A 21,893-nucleotide genomic window follows, 5' to 3' on the forward strand; every position below is an offset into this window, starting at 1 on the left:
CCGTCGAGAGGGTCACAGGTAGCGGCGTTGCGGGACGCGCGCCTCGTCGTACTCGGCCCGCGCGCGCTGCGTGCTGGCCAGGGTGGAGACCGCCGCGACCGGCACGTCCCACCACGCCGTGCCCGGGGGGTTGGGCCCCAGCAGGTCGGTCTCGATGTGGATCACCGTGGTGACGTCGGACGCCACGGCCTCCGCGTACGCGCGACGGAAGTCGTCGATGCCGTGCGCGACGAGCACCCGGGCGCCGAGGCTCTCGGCGTTCTTCACCAGGTCCACCGGCACCGGGTCACCGTCGAGCAGCCCGGTCTCCGGGTTGCGCATCCGGTACCGGGTGCCGAATCGCTGCGAGCCACGCGACTCCGACAGCGCGCCGATCGAGGCGAAGCCGTGGTTCTGCAGCAGGACCAGGATCACCTTGACCCGCTCGGACACCAACGTCGCGATCTCGGTGGGCATCATCTGGTAGCCGCCGTCGCCGACGATCGCCACGACCTCGGACTGCGGACGCGCCAGCTTGGCGCCGAGCGCCGCCGGCACCTCGTAGCCCATGCACGAGTAGCCGTACTCCAGGTGGTACCCGACCGGTGTCCGGGCCCGCCACAGGCACTGCAGGTCACCGGGCATCGAGCCGGCCGCGTTGATCAGGATGTCGTCGTCGCCCATCAGCTCGTTGAGCGCGCCGAACACCTCGGTCTGGGCGGGCAGCGGGCCGTGACCGCGGTGGTAGGACTCGTCGGTCACCCGCTGCCACGCCGCCACCTCGTCGGCGGTCCGGGCGCGGTAGGCGTCCGTGGTCCGGTAGCCCGCCAGGGCGGCGGTCAGCTCGACCAGCGCCTCGCGGGCGTCGGCGACGACCATGGTCGCGGCGTGCTTGGCGGCGTCGAACGCCGCCACGTTGATGTTGACGAACCGCACGCCCGGGTTGCCGAACACGGTGTGGCTGGCCGTCGTGAAGTCGGTGTACCGCGTACCGATGCCGATCACCACGTCCGCGTCGAGCGCGAGCGCGTTGGCCGAGGCGGCGCCGGTGGCGCCGACGCCGCCCACCGCCTGCGGGTGGTCCCAGCTGATCGCGCCCTTGCCGGCCTGGGTGTCCGCGACCGGGATGCCGGTCGCCGCCGCGAAGGCGCGCAGCTGCTCCGAGGCGCCGGAGTAGACGACCCCGCCGCCCGCCACGACCAGAGGCCGCTCGGCCGACCTGATCACCTCGGCGGCCCGGGCGAGCGCCGAGGCGTCGGGCCGTTGCCGCGCGACGTGCCAGACCCGGTCGGCGAAGAACTCCTCCGGCCAGTCGAACGCCTCGGCCTGGACGTCCTGCGGCAGTGCGAGCGTGACGGCCCCGGTCTCGGCCGGGTCGGTGAGCACGCGCATCGCCTGGGGCGCGGAGGCGAGCAGCTGCTCGGGGCGCCAGATCCTGTCGAAGAACCGGGAGACCGGACGGAACGCGTCGTTGACCGTGACGTCGGGGCCGAGCGGGTGCTCGAGCTGCTGGAGCACCGGGTCGGGGATCCGGTTGGCGAACACGTCCGAGGGCAGCAGCAGCACCGGGATGTGGTCCACGGTGGCGAGGGCCGCACCCGTGATCATGTTGGTCGAGCCCGGGCCGATCGACGCCGTGACCGCGAACGTCTGCAGGCGCTCCTTGGTGCGGGCGTAGGCGACCGCGGTGTGCACCATCGCCTGCTCGTTGCGGCCGAGCAGGTACGGCAGCTCGTCCGGTCCGTGCTCGCCGAGCGCCGAACCCGGGCCGTAGCCGGCGTCGGCAGCCTCGGCGTGCGCCTGCAGCAGGCCCTGGCCCAGCCCGGCGACGTTGCCGTGGCCGAAGATGCCCAGGCAGCCGGCGAACAGCTTCTGGCGGTGGCCGTCCCGCTCGGTCCACTGGTGCGCGAGGAAACGGACGAGTGCCTGCCCGACGGTGAGCCGGACCGTGCCAGGCCGCGGGCTCGTCGGTTCGGCGGTCGCGTTCATCGGCGGTCCTCACGGGTCGGGGCGTCGGCGTGGACGCCGTGGACGGGGCTGGACGTGGGGCTGGTGGTGGAGCACGGCAGCCGGGGGTCGACGGCCTGGTCCAACCACGTCCCTCGGACCCAGGCCATCGCCGGGTCGTCGACGGCCAGCCACCGACCGTCGGCGGAGGGACCGGCCATCACGTTCAGGTAGTACAGGTCGTAGCCGGGGGTGGCCATGCACGGACCGTGGAAGCCGTGCGGCACCAGCGCGGTGTCGCCGGTCCGCACCTCGGCGAGGACGTCGATCGGGCGGTCGGGCGTGCCGTAGGTGCGGTGGTAGCCCACCCCGGGCCCCTCGGGTCCGTCGGCGACCTCGAAGTAGTAGATCTCCTCGAGCACCCGCTCGGCCTCGGAGTGCTGGTCGTGCTTGTGCGGCGGGTAGGACGACCAGTTCCCGCCGGGAGTGACCACCTCGCAGACCAGCAGGTGGTCGACCTCCACCTCGGTCGCCAGCGTGTAGTTGTTCACCTGGCGGCTGCACGACCCGGCACCGCGCAGGTCGATCCGCACCTCGTCGCGCGGCACGACGCGCAGCGACAGCACCCGCTCGGCCCGCGACGTGGCCAGCGCGACCCGTGCCCCGCCAGGTCCGGCGGTGACGGTCACGCGCGAGCCGACCGGGACGTAGGCGAAGTCGGAGGGACCGGCGAAGACGCCGGCACGGCCGGCCAGGTCCGCCTCGCACGGCTCCGGCCCGGTGACCGCCAGGTGCACACCGCCGCGCAGCGGCAGGACCACCGCCTCCTCGGCGGCGAGCTCACGGCTCCACACCGCACCGGCGCCCAGCTCGCGCACCTCGAGGCCGCTGTACCCCCAGCCGGCGGACTCCGGGGTCACTGCGGCGACCGGCACACCGGTGGACGGGTCCGCGGCGCGGCGCACGTAGCGCTCGGTGTCGGTCATCGTGTCGACGCCTCCTGGAAGGGGATCGCCGCGCCGAGCAGGGAGACGGCGGCGTCGACGGCGGCGGCGACATCGCCCCCGGCGGGGTACAGCAGGGACCGACCGATCGCCAGGCCGCGGACCGACGGCTGCTGCAGGGCCGCCGCCCAGCCGGCCAGGGCGGAGTCGGCGTCCTCCGCGACCTCGCCGCCCAGCACGAGCGTGGGCAGGGTCGACGCCGCCGCCACCCGCGCCATGTCGGCCACCACCGGCAGCTTGAGCCAGGTGTACGCCGACGTCCTGCCGAGGCCCGAGGCGATGGCGATCGCGCGGACCACGTGCTCGGGAGCCAGCTGGTTGCGCACCTGCCCGTCGACGCGGGTCGACCAGAACGGCTCCACCAGCGCGATCAGCCGGCGTTCGGCAAGGCCGTCCACGGCGCGCGCGCACGCCTCGAGGGTGTCGACCGACACCGGGTCGTCCGGGTCGATCCGGAGCAGCATCTTGCCGCCGTCGAGGCCCGCTTCGGCGATCCCGCGGGCGTCGTAGCCGGTGAACCTGTCGTCCAGCTCGAAGGACGTCCCGGCCAGCCCGCCGCGGTTCATCGACCCGAGCACCAGCTTGCCCTCGAGGGCGCCGAGCACGGTGAGGTCCTCGACCAGGTCCGCGGTCCCCAGGAAGCCGTGCACCCCCGGCCGGCCGAGCGCGACGACGATCCGCTGCAGCAGGTCCCAGCGGTCGGCCATCGCGGCCGGGTCGCGCCCCGCCGCGAGCGCGCCCCGGGCGGGGTGGTCGGCCGCGATGACCAGCAGCCGCTCCCCCGGCGGGAGCCCGGCGAACCTGGTCCGGCTGGCCAGACGTGCCGCGATCCGAGCCGGGTCGGACATGCGGACCGAGACGAGCTCGTCGAGGGACGTCACCGGTCCGCCTCCGCCGCGCGACCCTGCGCGATCAGCGCGTCGACCTCCGCCTCGGTCGGCATCGCGCCCGAGCACTCCAGCCGGGACGCGACGATCGCCCCGGCCGCGGAGGCGAACTCGAGCGTCCGCCGCAGCGGCCACCCCTCCAGCAGCCCGTGGCACAGCGCTCCGCCGAAGCCGTCGCCCGCGCCCAGACCGTTCAGCACCCGGACCGGCGTCGGCGCGACGACGACCCGTTCCGTGCGCGTCTTGCCGAGCACGCCGCCGGGACCCTGCTTGACCACGGCGAGCTCGACACCGGTCTCCAGCAGAGCGTCGGCGGCTCGGTCGGGGTCGGTCTCGCCGACGGCGACGCGGCACTCCTCGAGGTTGCCGACCGCCACCGTGACGCGTTCGAGCACCTCGCGGACCGCGTCGCGGGCGGACTGCTCGTCCGGCCAGAACGACGGGCGGTAGTCCAGGTCGAGCACCGTGAACCGGCGACTCGCCCTGGCGTCCAGCGCCGTCAGGTGCGCCGAGCGGCTCGGCTCCTCCGCCAGCCCGGTCGCCGTGATCCACAGCAGCGCGGCGTCGCGGACCACGTCGAGCGGGACGTCCTCCGGGCGCAGCTGCAGGTCCGGCGCGGTGGGTGCCCGGTAGAACCACAGGGGGAAGTGGTCGGGCGGGAAGATCTCGCAGAACGTCACGGGGGTGTGCAGCTCGGGCACCACCACGACGTGGCTGTCGTCGATCCCGAACTCGCGCATCGCACGCCGCACGAAGCGGCCGAACGGGTCGTCCCCGACGCCGGTCAGCACGGCGACGCGATGGCCGAGGCGGGCGGCCGCGACCGCGACGTTGGTGGGGCTGCCCCCGAGGAACTTGCCGAAGGTGCTCACGTCCTCCAGACCGACACCGGTCTGGAGCGGGTAGAGGTCGACACCGCTCCGCCCGATCGTGAGGACGTCCAGCGGGGGCTCGCCGTGCGTCACCCCGTCCTCCTCGCGCTCACCGGACCGTCGGGTTCCGTCCCGCCCCACGGCCGCCCACGCCGAGCGGGCCGATCGCCACGACGATGCACCTGTGCCGGTCGCGCCGTCAAGTGTTTGTCCGGACATATCGTCGTCTGAACGTTCGATCATCGAACCGCTATCCTGACCGGGAGCCGCCGGTCTCGCGTCGGCGCGAGCTCTCCGTGGGCCCTTGCGAGGAGGAGCACACCGTGCCGCAGCCGCTGCGCATCGACCTCGACCGGAGCAGCCCGGTCCCGCTGTACCACCAGGTCGCGCAGACGCTCCAGGCCGCGATCGACGACGGCCGGCTGGTTCCCGGGGAGCTCCTCGAGAACGAGATCTCGCTGGCCAACCGGCTCGGGATCTCCCGCCCGACCGCGCGGCAGGCCCTGCGCGAGCTGGTCGACAAGGGTCAGCTGGTTCGCAGGCGCGGGGCCGGGACTCATGTCGCGCCCGCGACGATCCGCCGGCCGGTCGACCTGACAAGCCTGTACGACGACCTCTCCAAGAGCGGGAAGTCGCCGACCACCGAGGTGCTGGAGCACGAGGTGGTGCCCGCGACACCGGAGGTGGCCGCGGCGCTGGGCCTCACCGAGGGGACCGACGTGCTGCGCGTGCGTCGGCTCCGTCGCGCCGACGGTGAGCCGCTCGCCCTGCTGACCAACTTCCTGCCGATGGCCATCGCACCGACCCGTGCCGAGCTCGAGGCCGAGGGGCTCTACGACTGCCTGCGCGCCCGCGGCGTCAAGCCGCAGGTCGCCCGCCAGCGCATCGGCGCGCGGGCAGCCACCGCCGCCGAGGCGCGGGCGCTGGACGAGGCACCCCGCGCCGCGCTGCTCACCATGGAGCGGACCGCGTTCGACGAGTCCGGTGCCGCCGTCGAGTTCGGTCAGCACATCTACCGCGCGTCGCGGTACGCGTTCGAGACCACGCTCTTCGCCCGCTGAGCGTCCGCACCCGGTCGCGGCGCGGCCACCGCGGGTCACGCGCACCCTCACCCGCACATCATTGTCTGTTTGTCCGGACATATGCTTGACAGGCCTTGCTGCGGTGGCATGAGATGAACCCGCGCGCGCGGCCCGCAACGGGGACGCCGTGAGACGCCCGCGGCAACCACGCAGACAAGCGCACCGGAGGACTCGATGGCCCAGCTCGGCCCTGACGGGATCGGCCCTGACCCGATAGGTCCTGACCAGCTCGGCCCTGACCGGATCGCGGTCGACGCCAGCACCCCTCTGGGTCGCATGACGCAGACGTTCCCGCAGACGGCGCTCTGGAACGACTCGGCCGACCCCGAGCAGCTGCGTCGCTCGATGGCCTTCGGTGCGGTGGGAGCGACGTGCAACCCGGTGATCGCCCTGGCCGCGATCACGGCGGACCTGCCGCGGTGGACCGCCCGCATCGGCGAGCTCGCCGACGAACGCCCGACCGCCGGCGAGTCGGAGCTCGGCTGGCGCGTGGTCGAGGAGCTCTCCATCGACGCCGCGCGGCTGCTGGAGCCCGTCTTCGAGGAGCACGGCGGTCGCAACGGGCGGCTCTCCATCCAGACCGATCCGCGGCTGCACCGTGATGCCGTGGCGCTCGCCGAGCAGGCCGTCCACTTCTCCGCCCTGGCGCCCAACATCATCGTCAAGCTGCCCGCCACCGCCGCCGGCATCGAGGCGATGGAGGAGGTCACCTTCCGCGGGGTGAGCGTCAACGCGACCCTGTCCTTCACCGTGGCGCAGGTGGTCGCGGTGGCGGAGGCGGTGGAGCGCGGCCTGGCGCGGCGCGAGGCCGCAGGCCTGCCGACGGAGCAGATGGGACCGGTCGCCACGATCATGGTCGGGCGGCTGGACGACTGGCTCAAGCACACGGCGAGCAGGGCCGGCACGCTCGTCAGCCCGGGAGCGCTGGACTGGGCGGGGGTGGCCGCGTTCAAGCGGGCCCATGCGATCTTCACCGAGCGCGGCTACCGCACCCGGCTGCTCTCCGCCGCGTTCCGCAACCACCTGCACCTCTCCGAGCTCGTCGGTGGGGACGTGGTGATCTCCCCGCCGTTCGACTGGCAGGTGCGGATCAACGCGAACGGCCTCGACCTGCCCTCGCGCATCGACGCACCCGTGGACGCGGCTGTCGTCGACGAGCTCCGACGGCTCCTCCCGGACTTCCACCGCGCCTACGAGCCGGAGGGGATGACCGTCGAGGAGTTCGCCGGCTTCGGCGCCACCCGGCGCACGCTGCGGCAGTTCCTCGCCGCGGACGCCGGGCTGGCGGCGCTGGTCCGGGACGTCCTGGTGGCGGACCCCGACTGACCGTCGCCCCACGACCCGTCCGACCCCGCGACCCGTCCGACCCGCGAGCCGTCCGACCCCGACCAGCCCGACCACCGAAGCGAGCCGCCGCCATGGACCGCACGCCCTCAGCATCCCCAGGCACCTATCGGCAGGTGGACGGCCACCCGACGACGCCCGGCGCGCTGATGCGCGCCGAGATCGCCGAGCAGCCGGGACGGTGGTCGGACCTGCTGACCACCGGGTGCGACGCCCTCGAGCAGGCGAGCGCGCTGCTGCGCGACGCGCGACCGGAGCTCGTCGTGCTCGCCGCCCGCGGGTCCAGCGACCACGCCGCCCAGTACGCGCAGTACCTGGTGCACCACCGCCTGGGCATCCCCGCGATGCTGGCGACCCCGTCGTCCATCAGCCAGGACGCCGGGCACCTGACCTACCCGCGGGCCGTGATGGTGGCGGTGTCGCAGAGCGGTCAGTCGCCGGACCTGCTGGCGACCGTGGAGGACGCGCGCGCCGGCGGCGTCCCGGTGATCGCGGTGACCAACGACGCGTCGTCGGCGCTCGCCGGCCTGGCGGACGTGCACGTCGAGGTCAGCGCCGGGCCGGAGCGGTCGGTGGCGGCGACGAAGACCTACACCGGCGAGGTGCTCGCGCTGCGCCAGCTGGTGATGGGAGCGAGCCGCGGCCCGGAGCTCGACGTCGACGGGCTCGTCGCGTCCGCCGCCGCCGTCCTGGCGGCCATGGACGAGCAGGCAGTCGCCGCAGCAGCAGCGCTCGACCGGGCCGACCGCGTGCTGGTGGTAGGTCGCGGCCTGTCGATGGGCTCGGCCAAGGAGGGCGCGCTCAAGCTCATGGAGACGTGCGCCCTCGCGGCGTCCGGGTGGAGCGCGGCGGACGCGACCCACGGCCCGCTCGGCCAGGTGGTCGAGGGGACCACCGTGCTGGCGCTGACCGCCGGCGCGCGGTCGCGCGACTCGGTGCTCGAGCTCGCGCGGGCCGCCGCGGCGCAGGGCGGCCACGTGGTGACGGTGCTCGACGACGCCCGCCCCGACGGTGTCGCCGACGGCTGGGCCCGTGGCGTCGTGCCACGCCCCGCCGACGACCTCGCTCCCCTGCTCGAGATCCTGCCCATCCAGCGGGTCGCCCTCGAGCTGGCCCTGCGGCGCGGGCTGGACCCGGACCACCCGCGTGGTCTGCGGAAGGTGACGCTCACCAGCTGAGCGGGCGGGTGGGTCGACGCGCTCGTCGGCCCACCCGCCCCGCCGGCCGCGGTGCGGCTCCGCTCAGCGCAGGGCGACCGGCGGCACCGCGTCCATGTCGTCGAACGACTTGTTCTCCCCCGCCATGGCCCAGACGAACGAGTAGGCCGCCGTGCCCACGCCCGAGTGCAGCGACCAGGACGGTGAGATGACGGCCTGCCGGTCGGCCACCACCAGGTGGCGGGTCTCGGTCGGCTCGCCCATCAGGTGGATCACGCGCGCGTCGGCGGGCACGTCGAAGTAGAGGTAGCACTCGGTGCGCCGGTCGTGGGTGTGCGCCGGCATGGTGTTCCACATCGAGCCCGGGTGCAGGCGCGTGACCCCCATCACCACCTGGCAGGACTGGATGCCGTTCTCGTGGATGTACTGGGTGAGCGTCCGCCGGTTGCTGGTGACCTGGTCGCCGAGCTCGCGCACGGTCCCGTCCTCCGGCAGTGCCAGGCGGTTGGGGTAGGTGGTGTGCGCGGGCGCGCTGAACAGGTAGAGCTGCGCTCCCCCGTCGCCGGCGTCCTCGAACACGACGTCGCGGGTGCCTCGGCCCAGGTAGAGGCAGGCACCCGGCGTCAGCTCGTAGACCTCGCCGTCGGCGGTCACCCTGCCGGGTCCGCCGACGTTGACGATGCCCAGCTCCCGGTTGGCGAGGAAGTACTCGGCGCGCAGCTCGGGGAACGTCGGCAGCGGCAGCCTCTTGCCGGCCGGGACGGCTCCGCCGAGGACGATCCGGTCGTGGTGGGTGTAGACGGCGGTGACCTGGCCCGGGACGAAGACCTGCTCGATCAGGAACCGCTCGCGCAGCTCGTCGGTGGTCAGCCCCGGGAGCTGGTCGGGGCTCGTCGCGTAGCGCTGTTCCATGTCTGCGTCCTCCGGTTGCTGGTGCGGGGTCGACGGGGTCGACGGGGTCGACGGGGTCGACGGGGTCAACGGACGAGCCAGCCGCCGTCGACCGGGATGATGGCGCCGTTCAGGTAGTCCGACGCGGCCGAGGCGAGGAACACGAACGCCCCCTGCAGGTCGGCCGGGGTGCCCCACCTGCCGGCTGGGATCCGGTCGGCGATCGCGCGCTCGCGCGCCTCGTCGGCCCGGAGCTGCGCGGTGTTGTCGGTCGCCATGTAGCCCGGGGCGATGGCGTTGACGTTCACGCCGCGCGCCGCCAGCTCGTTGGCGAACGCCTTGGTGAGGCCGGCCACCGCGTGCTTGCTGGCGGTGTAGCCGGGCACCAGGATCCCGCCCTGGAACGACAGCATCGAGGCGACGTTGACGATCTTCCCGCCGCCCCGCGCGACGAACCGGCGGCTGGCGGCCCGTGAGAGGTGGAACACCGCGTCGAGGTTGACCGCCAGGACGTCGTCCCAGTCGGAGGCCGGGTGCTCCAGCAGGGGCGCCCGCCGGATGATGCCGGCGTTGTTCACCAGGATGTCGATGCCGCCGAGGGCGTCGACCACGGACTGGACCGCGGCGTCGAGCTCCTCGGGCCTCGCGGCAAGGAGGTCGAGCTGGACCTGGTGCACGCGCCGGCCGAGGGCCGTGATCTTCTCCGCGGTCTCCTGCGCGGGGCTGCGATCCAGGAGCGCGACATCCGCTCCCGCCTCCGCGAGCGCCACGGCGGCAGCCTGACCCAGTCCGCGTGACGTGCCGGTCACCAGCGCGACCTTGCCGTCCAGGCGGAACGTGTCGAGGATCATCAGCTCTCCTTCGCCGTGACGAACGTGGTCGTCAGCTCACCGAGGCCGGTGACCCGGACCGTCACCGTGTCCCCGTCGGTCAGGGGGGTGTGGGCGGCCTGGGCCTCGTCCGACCGGGCCGGTGTGCCGGTCGAGATGACGTCGCCGGGCTCGAGGGTCATCACCTGGGACAGGTGGTGCACCAGGAACGCCACGGGGAACACCATCGCGTCGGTGCTGGCCCGCACGGTCACCACACCGTTGCGCTCGACCACCACGTCGCGGCCGCCCAGGTCCGGCACCTCGTCGGTGGTGACGACCCAGGGGCCGAGGGGGCCGAACCCGTCGATGCTCTTGCCGAGGGTCCACTGGGAGGACCGGTGCTGCCAGTCGCGGTCGGACACGTCGTCGAACAGCGTGTACCCGGCCACGTGCGCCATCGCGTCCGCCTCGGCGACCTGGTACGCCCGTCGGCCGATCACGACGGCGATCTCGCCCTCGTAGTCCGGCTCGGTCGCCGCACGGGGCAGCACGACGGCCTCCGCCGGGCCGCGCAGCACGTTGGGCGTCTTGACGAAGACGTTGGGGTGCTCCGGCCGCTCTCCGACGCCTGCCTCGGCGTGCCCGGCGTAGTTGTAGCCCAGGCACAGGATCTTCGACGGCCGCACGGGCGGTGCCAGGCGCTCACGGCCCAGCACGGGCAGCGTCGCGGGGTCCGCGGCCGCGACGGCGGAGCGGACGGCGGCGAGCGCGTCGTCGTCGGCGAGGACCTGCGCGAGCGTCGCGCCGGCGGTCGCCTCCGCGAGGTCGAGGACCCGGTCGGTCCCGTCCGGCGCGACGACAACGGCACCGGGGTGCTCCGCGGTTCCCGCGCCGTGCCGGGCGTCGAAGGAGTAGGTCACGAGTCTCATCGGGTGCGGCCGCTCAGTAGTAGGTGCGCAGGTACTCGGCGAGGCACAGGATCGCCATCGCCTGCCCGTAGGGCATGGAGGTGCGGGGGATGTTCCGGTAGAAGTCCAGGTCGGAACCCATGCCGGTGCCGAACGACACCTGCTGCAGCTCGCCGTCCGCGGAGACGTTCCCGATGACCGCCCGGACGGCCCGCTCGGCCACGGCGCGGTGCTCGCGGGGTAGGTAGCCCTTGCGGACCGCCTTGAGGATCCCGTAGGCGAACCCGGCGCTCGCGGACGCCTCCAGGTACGAGTCGGGGTCGTCGAGGAGGGTGTGCCACAGACCCGACTCGTCCTGCAGCTCGGCGAGCGCGTCCACCTGTGCCGCCAGCACCTCGAGGAGGAAGCGGCGCACGGGGTCGCCGGCGGGCAGGTCGACCAGGTCGAGGAAGTCCGGGATCGCCACCGTCAGCCAGGAGTTGCCGCGCGCCCAGCGGGCCCGGGCGAAGCTGTGCCGACCCTCGAAGGTCCAGCCGTGGAACCAGAGCCCGGTCTCCCGGTCGAACAGGTGGGCGACGTGGGTGAGGAACTGGAACGTGGCCTCGTCGACGTAGTCGCGACGGCCCAGCAGCAGGCCGATCTTCGTCAGCGGCAGGACGGTCATCATCAGGGTGTCGTCCCACAGCTGCCAGTGGTTCTCCACGGAGAGCGTCACGTGCTGCATCCCGCCGTGCGGGGTCCGCGGCATCTCCCGCATGGCCCACTCGGCCCAGGACTCCAGCCAGGGCAGCAGGGTGCGGTCGTGGGTCTCCTCGTACCGGTAGGCCAAGGTGAGGAACGGCGCCATCGTGTTGACGTTCTTGGTGGTGCCCTCCGCGAGCCGCGCGGCGAACCAGTCGTCGATGACGTCCCGCATCGCGGGGTCGCCCGTCTGGTCGTAGTACTGCCACATGCCGTAGAGGCCGACGCCGTGGGTCCAGTCCCAGCCGGCCCAGCCCTTGGTGTCGATGACACGGCCGTCGTCGAGGCGGAGCAGGAACTCCCCCGTCTCGTCCGTGATGCTCACCAGGTTCGCGGTGAGCCGGTGCACCAGCTCGTGGAGCTCGTCCCGGGACACCAGCCGCTCGGGTGCGCGCAGCAGGGGGCTGTGCCGGACCGGCCAGATCTCCTGGTCCATCGGGGTCTCCAGACGTCTCGCAGCATCGCGTTTCACTGAGAAAAACGTTATGTTTCACTCTGCCCCATTAGTCTGGTGGGGTGGTGCTCGACTTGGCAAGCCGGTGCAGGCCGGCCTCGAGCCACGGGGAGCAACGGGCCGACGAGCGGGAGACGACCATGGCGCAGAAGCCGGTGATCGAGGCGGTCGACCGGGCACTGGCCCTGCTCGACGCGCTGGCCGGCGCCGGTCCGGCCGGTGCGTCCCTGGCCGAGCTGGCGGAGCAGGCAGAGGTGAACAAGTCCACGGCGTACCGGGCGCTCTCGACGCTGCGGCTGCGCGGGTTCGCCGACCAGGACGACTCCAGCGGGTTCTACCGGCTGGGCCCCGCCGCCTACGAGCTGGGCGAGCGCAGCTACTCCCCGCAGAACCTCGCGCAGGCGCTGCACCCGGCGCTGGTCACCCTGTCCCGTGCCGCGCAGGAGGTGGTGCACCTCGGCGTGCCCACCGGTGACCACGTGCTCTACGTGGACAAGGTCGAGCCGGAGCGCTCCATCCGGGTGTCGTCGGCCGTCGGGCAGCCGGTCCCCGTCGCGTCCACCGCGATGGGACGGGCGCTGCTCGCGGCGCGGAACGTCCCCGACGAGCTCCTCGGCGGCTACCTGAAGGACCTGCCGCCGGGCGGCGCCGTGAGCCTGGAGCGGCTGCGCACGTCGGTGCACCAGGCGCGCGCACGCGGCTATGCGGTCGAGCTCGGCGAGAACGAGCCCGACGTGGGGTGCATCGGCACCGCGATCATGCGGGGCGCGCTCGCCGTGGCGGCACTCTCGGTCACCACGTTGGCGGCCCGCATGACGGACGCCAGGCAGCAGGAGCTCGTCGCCCTGATCGTGCGCGAGGTCGCGCCCCTGCTGCCGCAGGGGCTCTCCCTCCTGCCGTCCCTCCACGGGTCCGCCGGAGGCTGAGCTCCCCGTCCGTCCCTCGGCAGCTCGACGAACCCGCCGGCCCCGCCCGGCCACGACTGGAGGCCCGATGCACCCGACCACCGAGTCCACCCTGGCGCGGGTCGACCGCCTGCTGCGCGACTGGGTCGCTCCTGCGCTGCACCGCGCGCGGCATTCGCTCACCGTCGAGAGCTGGACGGCGCCCGGTGAACCCGTCCCGTTCGCCCGGGCCCGCGCCGAGCAGTACGTGCCGCACCCCGTCGGGACCCCGTGGGGCCGCGCGTGGAGCACCGTCTGGTTCCACGTGACCGGACAGGTCCCGGCGGACTGGCCCGAGCCGGGCACCCGCCTGGAGCTCGTCGTGGACCTGGGCTTCGACGACCAGATGCCGGGCTTCCAGGCCGAGGGTGCCGTCTGGTCGCCGGACGGCCGGTTGCTCAAGGGCATCTCGCCGCGCAACGCCTGGTTCGCGCTGCCGCAGGAGGGCGGCTCCGCGGTGGACCTCTACCTGGAGGCCGCGGCGAACCCCGATGCCTACCGCGGCAGCTGGACCACCCCGACCGCGATGGGCGACCTGGCGACCGTCCCGGACACCGAGCTCTACCGGCTGCGCGCGCTCGACGTGGCGCTGGTGGACACCGAGGTCGAGGCGCTGGTGGCCGACCTGAAGGCCCTGCGCGGGCTGGCGGAGGTGCTGCCCGTCGAGTCGCCGCGTCGCGCCCAGCTGGTGGAGGCGCTGGCCCGGGCGTGCGACGCCGTCTATCCGCAGGACGTGTCCGGCTCGGCCGGCCGGGCACGAGAGGCGCTCGCCCCGGCGCTCGCCGCTCCGGCAGCGGCGAGCGCGCACCGCGTCCACGCCGTCGGGCACGCGCACATCGACTCGGCGTGGCTGTGGCCCACCCGGGAGACCGCCCGCAAGGTGGCCCGGACGGTCGCGAACGTGCTGGCGCTGATGGACACCGACCCGGACGTCACGTTCGCCTTCTCCTCCGCCCAGCACTACGCCTGGCTGCAGGAGTCCGCCCCCGAGCTGTTCGAGCGCATGGCCGAGCGCGTGCGGGAGGGCCGCATCGTGCCGGTCGGCGGGATGTGGGTCGAGTCGGACACGAACCTGGTGGGCGGCGAGGCGCTGGTGCGCCAGTTCGTCGAGGGCATGCGCTACTTCCGGGAGCAGCTGGGGGTGGTCCCCACCACCGCGTGGCTGCCGGACTCGTTCGGGTACACCGCCGCGCTGCCGCAGATCGCCCGCCTCGCGGGGTTCCGCGACCTGTTCGCGCAGAAGATGTGCTGGAACGACACCAACCCGTTCCCGCACCACACCTTCTGGTGGGAGGGCCTGGACGGGTCCCGCCTGTTCACGCACTTCACGCCCATGGACACGTACAACGCGCGCCTGGTCGCCTCCCAGCTCGACCGCGCCTCCCGCCAGTTCGCCGACAAGCCCGGCTCGAACACCTCGCTCGCCGCGTTCGGCTTCGGTGACGGCGGGGGCGGCCCCACCCGCGAGATGGTCGCCCAGGCCCGGCGCACCGCCGACCTCGACGGGTCGCCGCGCGTCGAGCTGAGCACCCCCGACCGCTTCTTCGCCACGGCCCGCGCCGAGTACGCCGACGCGGCGCCGACCTGGGTCGGGGAGATGTACCTGGAGTTCCACCGCGGCACCTACACGTCCCAGGCCCGCACCAAGCAGGGCAACCGCCGCAGCGAGCACCTGCTCCGCGAGGCCGAGCTGTGGGCCACCACCGCGACGGTGCTGACCGGCGCGCCGTACCCGGGCGAGGAGCTGCGCCGGATCTGGCGGCGCGTGCTGCTGCAGCAGTTCCACGACATCCTGCCGGGCTCGTCCATCGCCTGGGTGCACCGCGAGGCCGAGGCCGGCTACGCCGCGATCGCAGCGGAGCTCGAGCAGCTGATCGCCGCCGCGACGACCGCCCTGGCCGGGCGCGCCGGAGACGCCGGAGACGCCGGAGAGCCGACCCCCGGCCCCGCGCGGCGTCGGGTGGCCAACGCGTCGCCCTATCCCGTGCTCGGCGTGCCCGCGGGCGGCATCGGGGTACCGGCCGAACCGTCCCCGGCGGCTCTGGAGCCTGACGGGACCGGCTGGCTGCTGAGCAACGAGGCGCTGCAGGTGCGGGTGGACGCCCGCGGCCTGGTCACGTCGGCCGTCCACCGGGAGAGCGGGCGCGAGGTGGTGCCGCCGGGCGAGGTCGGCAACCTGCTCCAGACGTTCCGGGACATCCCCAACGACTTCGAGGCGTGGAACCTCGACGCGCACTACCAGCGGGTCGGTCGCGACCTGGTCGACGTCGTGGCGATGGAGGTCGACCACGTCGGCCCGGTGCCGGCGCTGCGCATCGAGCGGAGCTTCGGCACCAGCCGGGTGGTCCAGCGCCTGCACCTGGCCGCCGGGGACGACCCGACCCTGCACGTCGAGACCCAGGTGGACTGGCACGAGCGGCACACCCTGCTCAAGCTCGGCTTCGCGCTCGACGTGCAGACCACGGACGCGGCCGCGGAGACCCAGTTCGGCTACGTCCGTCGCCCGACCCACGCCAACACCTCCTGGGACGCGGCGAAGTTCGAGGTCCCGGCGCACCGGTGGGTCCACGTGGGCGAGCCCGACTTCGGCGTCGCGGTGAGCAACGACGCCACCTACGGCCACGACGTCGCCCGCGTCCGGCACGCCGGCGGGGTCGGCACCCGCGTCCGGCTCTCGCTGCTGCGAGCGCCGATGTACCCCGATCCGGACGCCGACCTCGGCCACCACACCTTCCGCGCGGCCGTGACGTTCGGCGCCGACCTCCTCCGGGCCGAGGCCCAGGGCTGGGCGCTCAACCTGCCGCTGCGCGAGGTCGGTGCCGCGCCGGCCGCCGGTGCGGACCAGGTGGCACCGCTGGTGTCCTGCGACAACCCGTGCGTCGTCGTCTCCGCCGTGAAGCTGGCGGACGACGGCGGGCCGGACGTCATCGTGCGCGTCCACGAGGCCCTCGGCACGCGGGCGCGGGCGCGCCTGCAGGTCCGCTTCCCCTTCCGCGCGGCGACCGTGACCGACCTCCTCGAGGAGCCGATGCCGGACCACCCCGAGGCCGCGGCACTGGCCGCGCTGGCGGCGGGAGCAGGTGAGGTCCCGCTCACCCTGCGTCCGTTCGAGATCCGCACGCTGCGGTTCACGCGATGAGGCTCCGGTGCCCCTTTCGCCTGATGCCGTAGGGTTTTCGGTCGTGGCGCCAAGACGCACCGGTGCAGCGCGTGGCGCTCCGAAGACCGCCACGACCCGGGTCGTGACCCAGATCAACCGGACCGCGGTGCTCGACGCCATCCGCGCCTCGGGCCCGATGACGCGCCGCGACATCCAGGAGCACACCGGCCTCAGCTCGGCCACCGTGGAGCGGCTCTGCTCGTCGCTCGTCGCCGAGGGCCTGATCGTCGCGGACGGGGCCGAGCGCTCCGCGCGCGGACGTCCGGCCGTGCTCTACCGGCACGCTGGTGAGGGCCGCGTGGTCGCCGCCGTCGAGGTCTCCGCCTCCGGCGTGCGAGGCCGGCTCGTCGACCTGGACGGCCGCGTGGTCTACGTGGCTCCGGAGCTGCCGTGCGGCGAGGGCGAGGCGCCCCGTGGCGTGCAGGCGACGCTGCGCGTGACGGAGGACCTGCTCGAGCAGGCACGGACGCTGCAGAAGCCGTGCCTCGCGGTGGGGGTCTCCGTGCCGGGCGCGGTGTCGACCCCGGAGGGCCGGGTGCGTAACGCGGTCGAGCTCGGGTGGTACGACCTCCCGCTCGGCGACCTCCTGCGCGCGCGGTACGAGCTGCCGATCGTGATCGAGAACGACGCGAACGCCGTCGGTTACGGCGAGTGGTCCCGCGGCGCGGGTGTCGGGTCGGAGCACCTGGTCGCCTTCGTGCTCGGCAACGGCGCCGGCGCCGGCATCGTCTCCGGCGGCAAGATCCTGCGCGGCAACCGGTCCGCCGCCGGTGAGATCGGGTTCCTGCTGGCCGACCGGTCGGCCTTCGACGCTCTCTACACGCTGCAGGGCGACCTGGAGACGCGGATCGCCACGGCCAGCGGCTCGTCGGTCGGGGCGCTGCTCGACGCCGCCGTGGCAGGAGAGCCCGACGCGGTCAAGGCAGCGGCCGAGGTCTTCGACTACGTCGGCATCGCCTGCGCCGCGCTCAGCGCGGTCCTCGACCCCGAGGTGATCGTGCTGGCCGGTCAGCTGGCGCGGCAGCCGCACTACTCGGTGAAGCAGGTGCGTCAGCGCCTGGTCGGCCGGATCACGTTCCCGCCGAACCTGATCGCGTCCCAGCTGGGCGACGAGGCGGCGCTGACGGGGGTCGCGCAGATCGCGATCGACCGCGCGCGCGAGTCGATCTACCTCACCTGACGGCGCGGGCGCCGACCTGCGGGTCCTGGCCGGCCAGCTCCCGGGCGAGGGCGAGTGCCCCGGCGGCCGGAGGCGTCCGGGCCACCACGACCTCGATCGTCGGCTCGAGCTCGGCGAGGCGCGCGCGCAGCGCAGCCTCGTAGCCCGACTGGCCGAGCATGACGCCGCCGCCGACGACGACCGTGGTGCCCGTCGCCCCGCGGCCCCGCAGGCCGACGACCTCCTCGGCCAGCGTCCGGGCGGCCTCGTCGACGATCGCTCGCGCCGTCGCCGACCCCTCCTCCAGCGCCGTGAACACCTCGCGCGCGTGGCGGCCCCAGACCGCCGGGCTGAGGTCGGCTCGAGCCTGTGCGGCGAGCTCGGCGGCACCCGCGACCCCGAAGGCCTCCCGGACCCGCCGGTAGAGCACGTCGCCGTCGTCCTCACCGCGGTCGGCGGCCTCCAGCGTCGCGCGGACCGCGCTGTGCACCAGGTCCGGCGCACTGCCGCGGTCGCCGACCGGCCAGCCGTGCCCGTCCGCGGTGATCCGGCGCCCGTCCGCGGTGGTGCCGCTGACGATGGCGCCCGTCCCGACGATCATCTCGATGGTCGCGCGGTGGTCCGTGGCGTAGCGGAGCAGGTAGGCGTCGTTCACCACGGTCACCCGGCAGCCGAGGCCGGTCCGGAGCACCTCGGAGACGTGGCGCATCTGCTCGTCGGTGTCGCAGTCGTGGATGCCGGCCACGAGCACCGAGTCCGGCGTCACCTCGCCGCAGCCCTGCAGCAGCTCGACCAGGCGGTGGAGGTTGTCCGGGTCGGAGAACAGCGCGCCGGACCGCCAGCGTGCGGACGGGACGACGAGGTCGGCACAGGCTCCGGCGGAGTCCTCGGTGATCACCTGGGTCTTCGTCCCGCCGACGTCGACGCCGACGGCCACCAGGGGGTGCGAATCGCCCATGGACCTGCTCTCTCGCCTCGTGGAGTGCTGTGATGACGCTGCCATCGCTGCACATAACTACCAGACTGAGGGTAATCGCGCCAGCACCGGTCGGAGGCGCAAACCGGTCCGATTCACGCGTGTATCCGCACCCCGGGCCGCCGCCAGCGACCCAGCGCCGGCGTTACCGATTCGTTGTGTCCCGGATGCTTGACCACTTTTTCGTGGTAGTGATACAAAAGGCGTCACCCGCTCGGCGCCGACGGATGTGCGACGCCGCTCCGCTCCGTGAAAGAGGGGTCCGCACATGAAGCATCACGCCCGCACCGCGACCGCCGTCGTCGCCGGTGCCCTGCTCATCTCCCTGTCGGCCTGCTCCAGCGGCAACGGCAGCTCCGCAGGTTCCTCGACCTCCGCGGCCAAGAACGTCACCCTCAAGCTGGTCCAGTCCGGCGACGCCAACCAGGGCGGCGCCTTCCAGAAGCTCGCCGACGAGTACAAGGCGGAGACCGGCACCACCGTCCAGATCGTCGAGGTGCCCAACGACAACCTGGCCACCCAGCTCCGCACCAGCGCGCAGGCCAACGACCTGCCCGACCTGGCGGCCGCCCCGAACGTGGACCCCGTCTGGAAGGACCGGATCCTCGACCTCAGCGACATCGCCAAGGCCGCGAAGGTGAAGCCGACGCTGCTGGTGCAGGACCCCGGGGACAAGAAGGTCAAGGCGCTGCCGACGACGCTGACCGCGGTCGGCATGTTCATCAACAAGACCCTCTGGGACAAGGCCGGCGTCACGTACCCGAAGGACATCTCCGGCTCCTGGACCTGGGACGACTTCCAGGCCAAGGCGGACCAGGTGCGGACCGCGACGGGCGCCAAGTACGGTGCCGTGATGGACGCCTCGGCGCACCGCATGCGCGCGTTCCTGTACCAGTTCGGCAGCGAGGGCGTCGTCGAGAGCAGCCCGGGCAACTTCACCACCAACGACAAGACGGCCCCGGCGCTGGAGTACTTCAAGAAGATGAACGACTCCGGCTTCATGCCGAAGTCGGTGTGGACGTCGGGTGACGACGCGAGCGCGGCCTTCAAGAGCGGCCAGGTGACGGCCTACATGTCCGGCGTCTGGCAGATCGCGGACTTCCAGGCCAACATCACCAACTTCCAGTGGGCCTCGGTGCCGATGCCGCAGCAGCCCGTCCGGGCCACCAACTACGGCTCGGCATCCTGGATGGTGGCCTTCAAGGGCACCGGCCACGAGCAGCAGACGCTCGACTTCATCAAGTGGCTGTACTCCCCCGCGCACTACACCGAGTACTGCAACATCCAGGGCTGCCTCCCGGCGCTGGACGGCATCACGCCGACGTACAAGGCGAACGCCGACGCGTTCAAGCTGTACAACGACGAGATCGCTGCTTCCCCCGCCGTCTCGGCCAACCAGACCACGGACCAGCTCCGCAACGCCTACCTCGGCCGTGCACTGACCTCCGAGCCGCTGAAGGACGAGACCGTCAAGTACCTCAACGGTGAGCAGACCCTCGACCAGACGATCAAGGCGATCCTCGACTCGACCAAGAAGCAGCTGAGCTGACCCGGGCGGGGGGGGGGGGGGGGGGGGGGGGGGGGGCGCGCCCCGCCCCCCCCCCCCCCCCCCCCCCCCCCCCCCGGCCCCCCCCCACAACCCTGGTTTGCGCCCGCGGGGGGGGGGGGGGGGCCCCCCCCCCCCCCCCCCACCCGCCCTCCCGCACCCCCGGCGGCCCGCCGTACGCGCAGTCCGAGCAGAGGAGGAACGATGGACCGACCAGCGGCCACCCTGACCCGACCGCGCACCGGTGCGCCGGTCCGGGTCAAGCGACGCGGGACCCCCCGGTACACCGGCCCTGCGCTCGTGCTCACGGGCGGCGTCATCGCGCTGTACGCCCTGTTCTTCCTCTGGCCCGGCGTGCTGGGCCTCCTCTACAGCTTCACCAGCTACCACGGCTACGGGCCGCTGCACTTCATCGGCCTGGAGAACTACACCTCGCTGGCGACCGACCCCACGTTCTACGCCGCCCTCGGCCGCACGTTCGTCTACACCGTGCTCTCGGTCCCGCTGGGCTACGCGCTCTCCCTGACGATGGCGGTCGCGCTGACCAACGCGAACGCCAAGGGGAAGTCGGCGGCGCGGGTCATCTTCTTCCTGCCCTGGCTGGTCTCGCCGATCGTCACCGGGGTGATCTGGCGCTGGCTGTTCGGCGAGAACTTCGGCTTCGTCAACTTCGTCATCGGTGAGCTCGGGGGCCACCCGGCGCCGTGGGCCACCAACGCGAACCTCTCCCTGCTGGTGGTGATCTTCGCCTCGGCGTGGGCGGGCGCCGCGTTCAACATGCTCCTGTTCATCTCGGCGCTGCGGAACGTGCCGGTCTCGCTGTACGAGGCCGCCCAGATCGACGGCGCGAACGCCTGGCAGCGGTTCGCCCGGATCACCATCCCGGCGATCAGGCCCACCTCGGTGCTGGTGATCCTGCTGCTGACGATGGGGCAGATGAAGGAGTTCGCCCTGATCCAGGCGCTGAACAACGGCGGACCGGGCACCCAGAACCAGCTGATCGTCCAGTACATCTACACGACCGGGTTCGCGAAGTCCCAGGTCGGCTACGCCAGCGCCGCCTCGATGGTGCTGCTGGTGATCCTGATGGCGATCGCCCTGGTCCAGATCGCGATCAGCAGGAGGACCGAGAAGTGACGACCGCGACGCAGCTCTCCCGGACCGGCGAGCAGTCCACGACCCGGCCCACCCTCTCCCGCCGCCGGGGCTCGGCCACGCGCGCCATCCCGGCCACCACCATGCTGTGGGTCCTCGCGATCCTGATGGCGTTCCCGCTGCTGTGGTTCCTGCTGTCCTCGTTCAAGGGCGGCGGTGAGCTGTTCAGCTACCCGCTCAGCTTCCTGCCCAGGAAGTGGACTGTGGACGGGTACGTCCGCGCCTGGGCACGCGTCGACTTCCTCCGCTACTTCTCCAACACCCTGGTCGTCGCCACGATCACCACGGCGCTCACGGTGTTCCTCTGCGCGACGGCGGGGTACGCGCTCGCCAAGTACCGCGCGCGGTGGTTGTCGGTGCTGTCGCTCTTCGTGCTGTCCATGACCATGCTGCCCGGCGAGGTCATCCTGAACCCGACGTTCAGCGTGGTGCTGCACCTGCACCTGTACAACAACCTGTTCGGCGTGATCCTGCCGTCGATCCTCACGCCGACCGGCGTGTTCATGTTCCGGCAGTTCTTCGTGTCGGTGCCGGACGAGCTGCTCGACGCGGCGCGCATCGACGGCTCCAGCGAGCTGTCGACGTTCTTCCTGATCATGGTCCCGCTGGCGCGGCCGATCATGCTGACGCTGGCGATCATCTCGTTCCAGTGGCGCTGGAACGACTACATCTTCCCGTTGATCATCCTGAACGACCCGAGCAAGTTCACGCTGCAGATCGCGCTGCGCTCCCTGATCGGCGCCCAGAACATCGACTGGGCGATCCTGCTCGCGGCGTCGGTGATCTCGATGGTGCCGCTGATGGTGCTGTACCTGGTGTTCCAGCGCTACATCACCAGCTCCGACATCGGCACCGGGCTGCGGGACTGAGCGGCA

The 21,893-nt window shown here is 72.8% G+C and carries 18 protein-coding genes; 9 read left to right on the plus strand and 9 right to left on the minus strand.

Going from position 1 to position 21,893, the window contains the following annotated elements; genetic code table 11:
* Positions 1-12: 12 nt before the first annotated feature.
* From iolD to iolC, 4 genes are read right to left on the minus strand one after another with little or no spacing between them, the layout of a single operon-like run.
* Positions 13-1,968 (minus strand): 3D-(3,5/4)-trihydroxycyclohexane-1,2-dione acylhydrolase (decyclizing), encoded by a 1,956-nt coding sequence (gene iolD, locus N0B34_RS14945; RefSeq protein ID WP_263732212.1) that lies wholly within the window; start codon positions 1,966-1,968, stop codon positions 13-15.
* Entirely contained in the window at positions 1,965-2,912 is a 948-nt protein-coding gene (gene iolB, locus N0B34_RS14950; protein WP_263732213.1) for a 5-deoxy-glucuronate isomerase, read from the minus strand. Before iolB ends, iolD begins: the two co-directional genes overlap by 4 nt.
* Complete coding sequence (locus tag N0B34_RS14955) at positions 2,909-3,811, minus strand: deoxyribose-phosphate aldolase (protein ID WP_263732214.1); 903 nt, start codon at positions 3,809-3,811, stop codon at positions 2,909-2,911. The genes iolB and N0B34_RS14955 overlap by 4 nt, the downstream gene beginning before the upstream one ends.
* The gene (gene iolC / locus N0B34_RS14960) at positions 3,808-4,782 is read right to left on the minus strand and encodes a 5-dehydro-2-deoxygluconokinase (RefSeq protein WP_263732215.1); all 975 of its coding nucleotides are present in this window, start codon (positions 4,780-4,782) and stop codon (positions 3,808-3,810) included. Before iolC ends, N0B34_RS14955 begins: the two co-directional genes overlap by 4 nt.
* A gap of 230 nt (positions 4,783-5,012) precedes the next feature.
* Between iolC and N0B34_RS14965 the strand changes: the two genes are divergently transcribed.
* The 3 genes from N0B34_RS14965 (at position 5,013) to N0B34_RS14975 (ending at position 8,293) form a co-directional block, all read left to right on the plus strand.
* Positions 5,013-5,750 carry a GntR family transcriptional regulator gene (locus N0B34_RS14965; RefSeq protein ID WP_263732216.1) on the plus strand — a complete coding sequence of 246 codons (738 nt, stop codon included), beginning with the start codon at positions 5,013-5,015 and terminating at the stop codon, positions 5,748-5,750.
* Between the two features lie 297 nt (positions 5,751-6,047).
* Entirely contained in the window at positions 6,048-7,097 is a 1,050-nt protein-coding gene (locus tag N0B34_RS14970; protein ID WP_263732217.1) for a transaldolase family protein, read from the plus strand.
* 92 nt (positions 7,098-7,189) lie between these two features.
* On the plus strand, positions 7,190-8,293 hold the full coding sequence (locus N0B34_RS14975) for an SIS domain-containing protein (RefSeq protein ID WP_263732218.1): 1,104 nt from the start codon (positions 7,190-7,192) through the stop codon (positions 8,291-8,293).
* A gap of 63 nt (positions 8,294-8,356) precedes the next feature.
* Here N0B34_RS14975 and kduI read toward each other — a convergent pair whose 3' ends face one another.
* From kduI to N0B34_RS14995, 4 genes are all read right to left on the minus strand, one after another.
* On the minus strand, positions 8,357-9,184 hold the full coding sequence (gene kduI, locus N0B34_RS14980; protein ID WP_263732219.1) for a 5-dehydro-4-deoxy-D-glucuronate isomerase: 828 nt from the start codon (positions 9,182-9,184) through the stop codon (positions 8,357-8,359).
* Positions 9,185-9,249: 65 nt separating this feature from the next.
* Positions 9,250-10,014: a 2-dehydro-3-deoxy-D-gluconate 5-dehydrogenase KduD gene (kduD, locus tag N0B34_RS14985; RefSeq protein WP_318529996.1), complete on the minus strand. Its 765-nt coding sequence runs from the start codon at positions 10,012-10,014 to the stop codon at positions 9,250-9,252.
* Positions 10,014-10,904, minus strand: a complete 891-nt coding sequence (locus N0B34_RS14990; RefSeq protein ID WP_263732220.1) for a fumarylacetoacetate hydrolase family protein — start codon at positions 10,902-10,904, stop codon at positions 10,014-10,016. The genes kduD and N0B34_RS14990 overlap by 1 nt, the downstream gene beginning before the upstream one ends.
* Positions 10,905-10,917: 13 nt before the next feature.
* Positions 10,918-12,060, minus strand: coding sequence for a glycoside hydrolase family 105 protein (locus tag N0B34_RS14995; RefSeq protein ID WP_263732221.1), 1,143 nt, complete (start codon positions 12,058-12,060; stop codon positions 10,918-10,920).
* 158 nt (positions 12,061-12,218) lie between these two features.
* On the opposite strand from N0B34_RS14995, the gene N0B34_RS15000 reads away from it, so the two are divergent.
* The 3 genes from N0B34_RS15000 (at position 12,219) to N0B34_RS15010 (ending at position 17,362) form a co-directional block, all read left to right on the plus strand.
* Positions 12,219-13,004 carry an IclR family transcriptional regulator gene (locus N0B34_RS15000; RefSeq protein ID WP_263732222.1) on the plus strand — a complete coding sequence of 262 codons (786 nt, stop codon included), beginning with the start codon at positions 12,219-12,221 and terminating at the stop codon, positions 13,002-13,004.
* A 67-nt stretch (positions 13,005-13,071) separates the two neighbouring features.
* The gene (locus tag N0B34_RS15005; protein ID WP_263732223.1) at positions 13,072-16,161 is read left to right on the plus strand and encodes an alpha-mannosidase; all 3,090 of its coding nucleotides are present in this window, start codon (positions 13,072-13,074) and stop codon (positions 16,159-16,161) included.
* A 103-nt stretch (positions 16,162-16,264) separates the two neighbouring features.
* Positions 16,265-17,362: an ROK family transcriptional regulator gene (locus tag N0B34_RS15010; RefSeq protein WP_263732224.1), complete on the plus strand. Its 1,098-nt coding sequence runs from the start codon at positions 16,265-16,267 to the stop codon at positions 17,360-17,362.
* Here N0B34_RS15010 and N0B34_RS15015 read toward each other — a convergent pair.
* Positions 17,355-18,299, minus strand: a complete 945-nt coding sequence (locus N0B34_RS15015) for a BadF/BadG/BcrA/BcrD ATPase family protein (RefSeq protein WP_263732225.1) — start codon at positions 18,297-18,299, stop codon at positions 17,355-17,357. The genes N0B34_RS15010 and N0B34_RS15015 overlap by 8 nt on opposite strands.
* A 286-nt stretch (positions 18,300-18,585) precedes the next feature.
* Between N0B34_RS15015 and N0B34_RS15020 the strand changes: the two genes are divergently transcribed.
* From N0B34_RS15020 to N0B34_RS15030, 3 genes are all read left to right on the plus strand, one after another.
* A complete protein-coding gene (locus tag N0B34_RS15020) occupies positions 18,586-19,866 on the plus strand; it encodes an ABC transporter substrate-binding protein (protein WP_263732226.1) in 1,281 nt (426 codons plus the stop codon).
* Between the two features lie 201 nt (positions 19,867-20,067).
* Positions 20,068-21,000, plus strand: coding sequence for a carbohydrate ABC transporter permease (locus tag N0B34_RS15025; RefSeq protein WP_263732227.1), 933 nt, complete (start codon positions 20,068-20,070; stop codon positions 20,998-21,000).
* Positions 20,997-21,887: a carbohydrate ABC transporter permease gene (locus tag N0B34_RS15030; RefSeq protein WP_263732228.1), complete on the plus strand. Its 891-nt coding sequence runs from the start codon at positions 20,997-20,999 to the stop codon at positions 21,885-21,887. Before N0B34_RS15025 ends, N0B34_RS15030 begins: the two co-directional genes overlap by 4 nt.
* The last annotated feature ends 6 nt before the right edge of the window (positions 21,888-21,893 follow it).

It is taken from the genome of Cellulomonas sp. SG140, from assembly GCF_025770785.1.
Classification (GTDB): domain Bacteria; phylum Actinomycetota; class Actinomycetes; order Actinomycetales; family Cellulomonadaceae; genus Cellulomonas.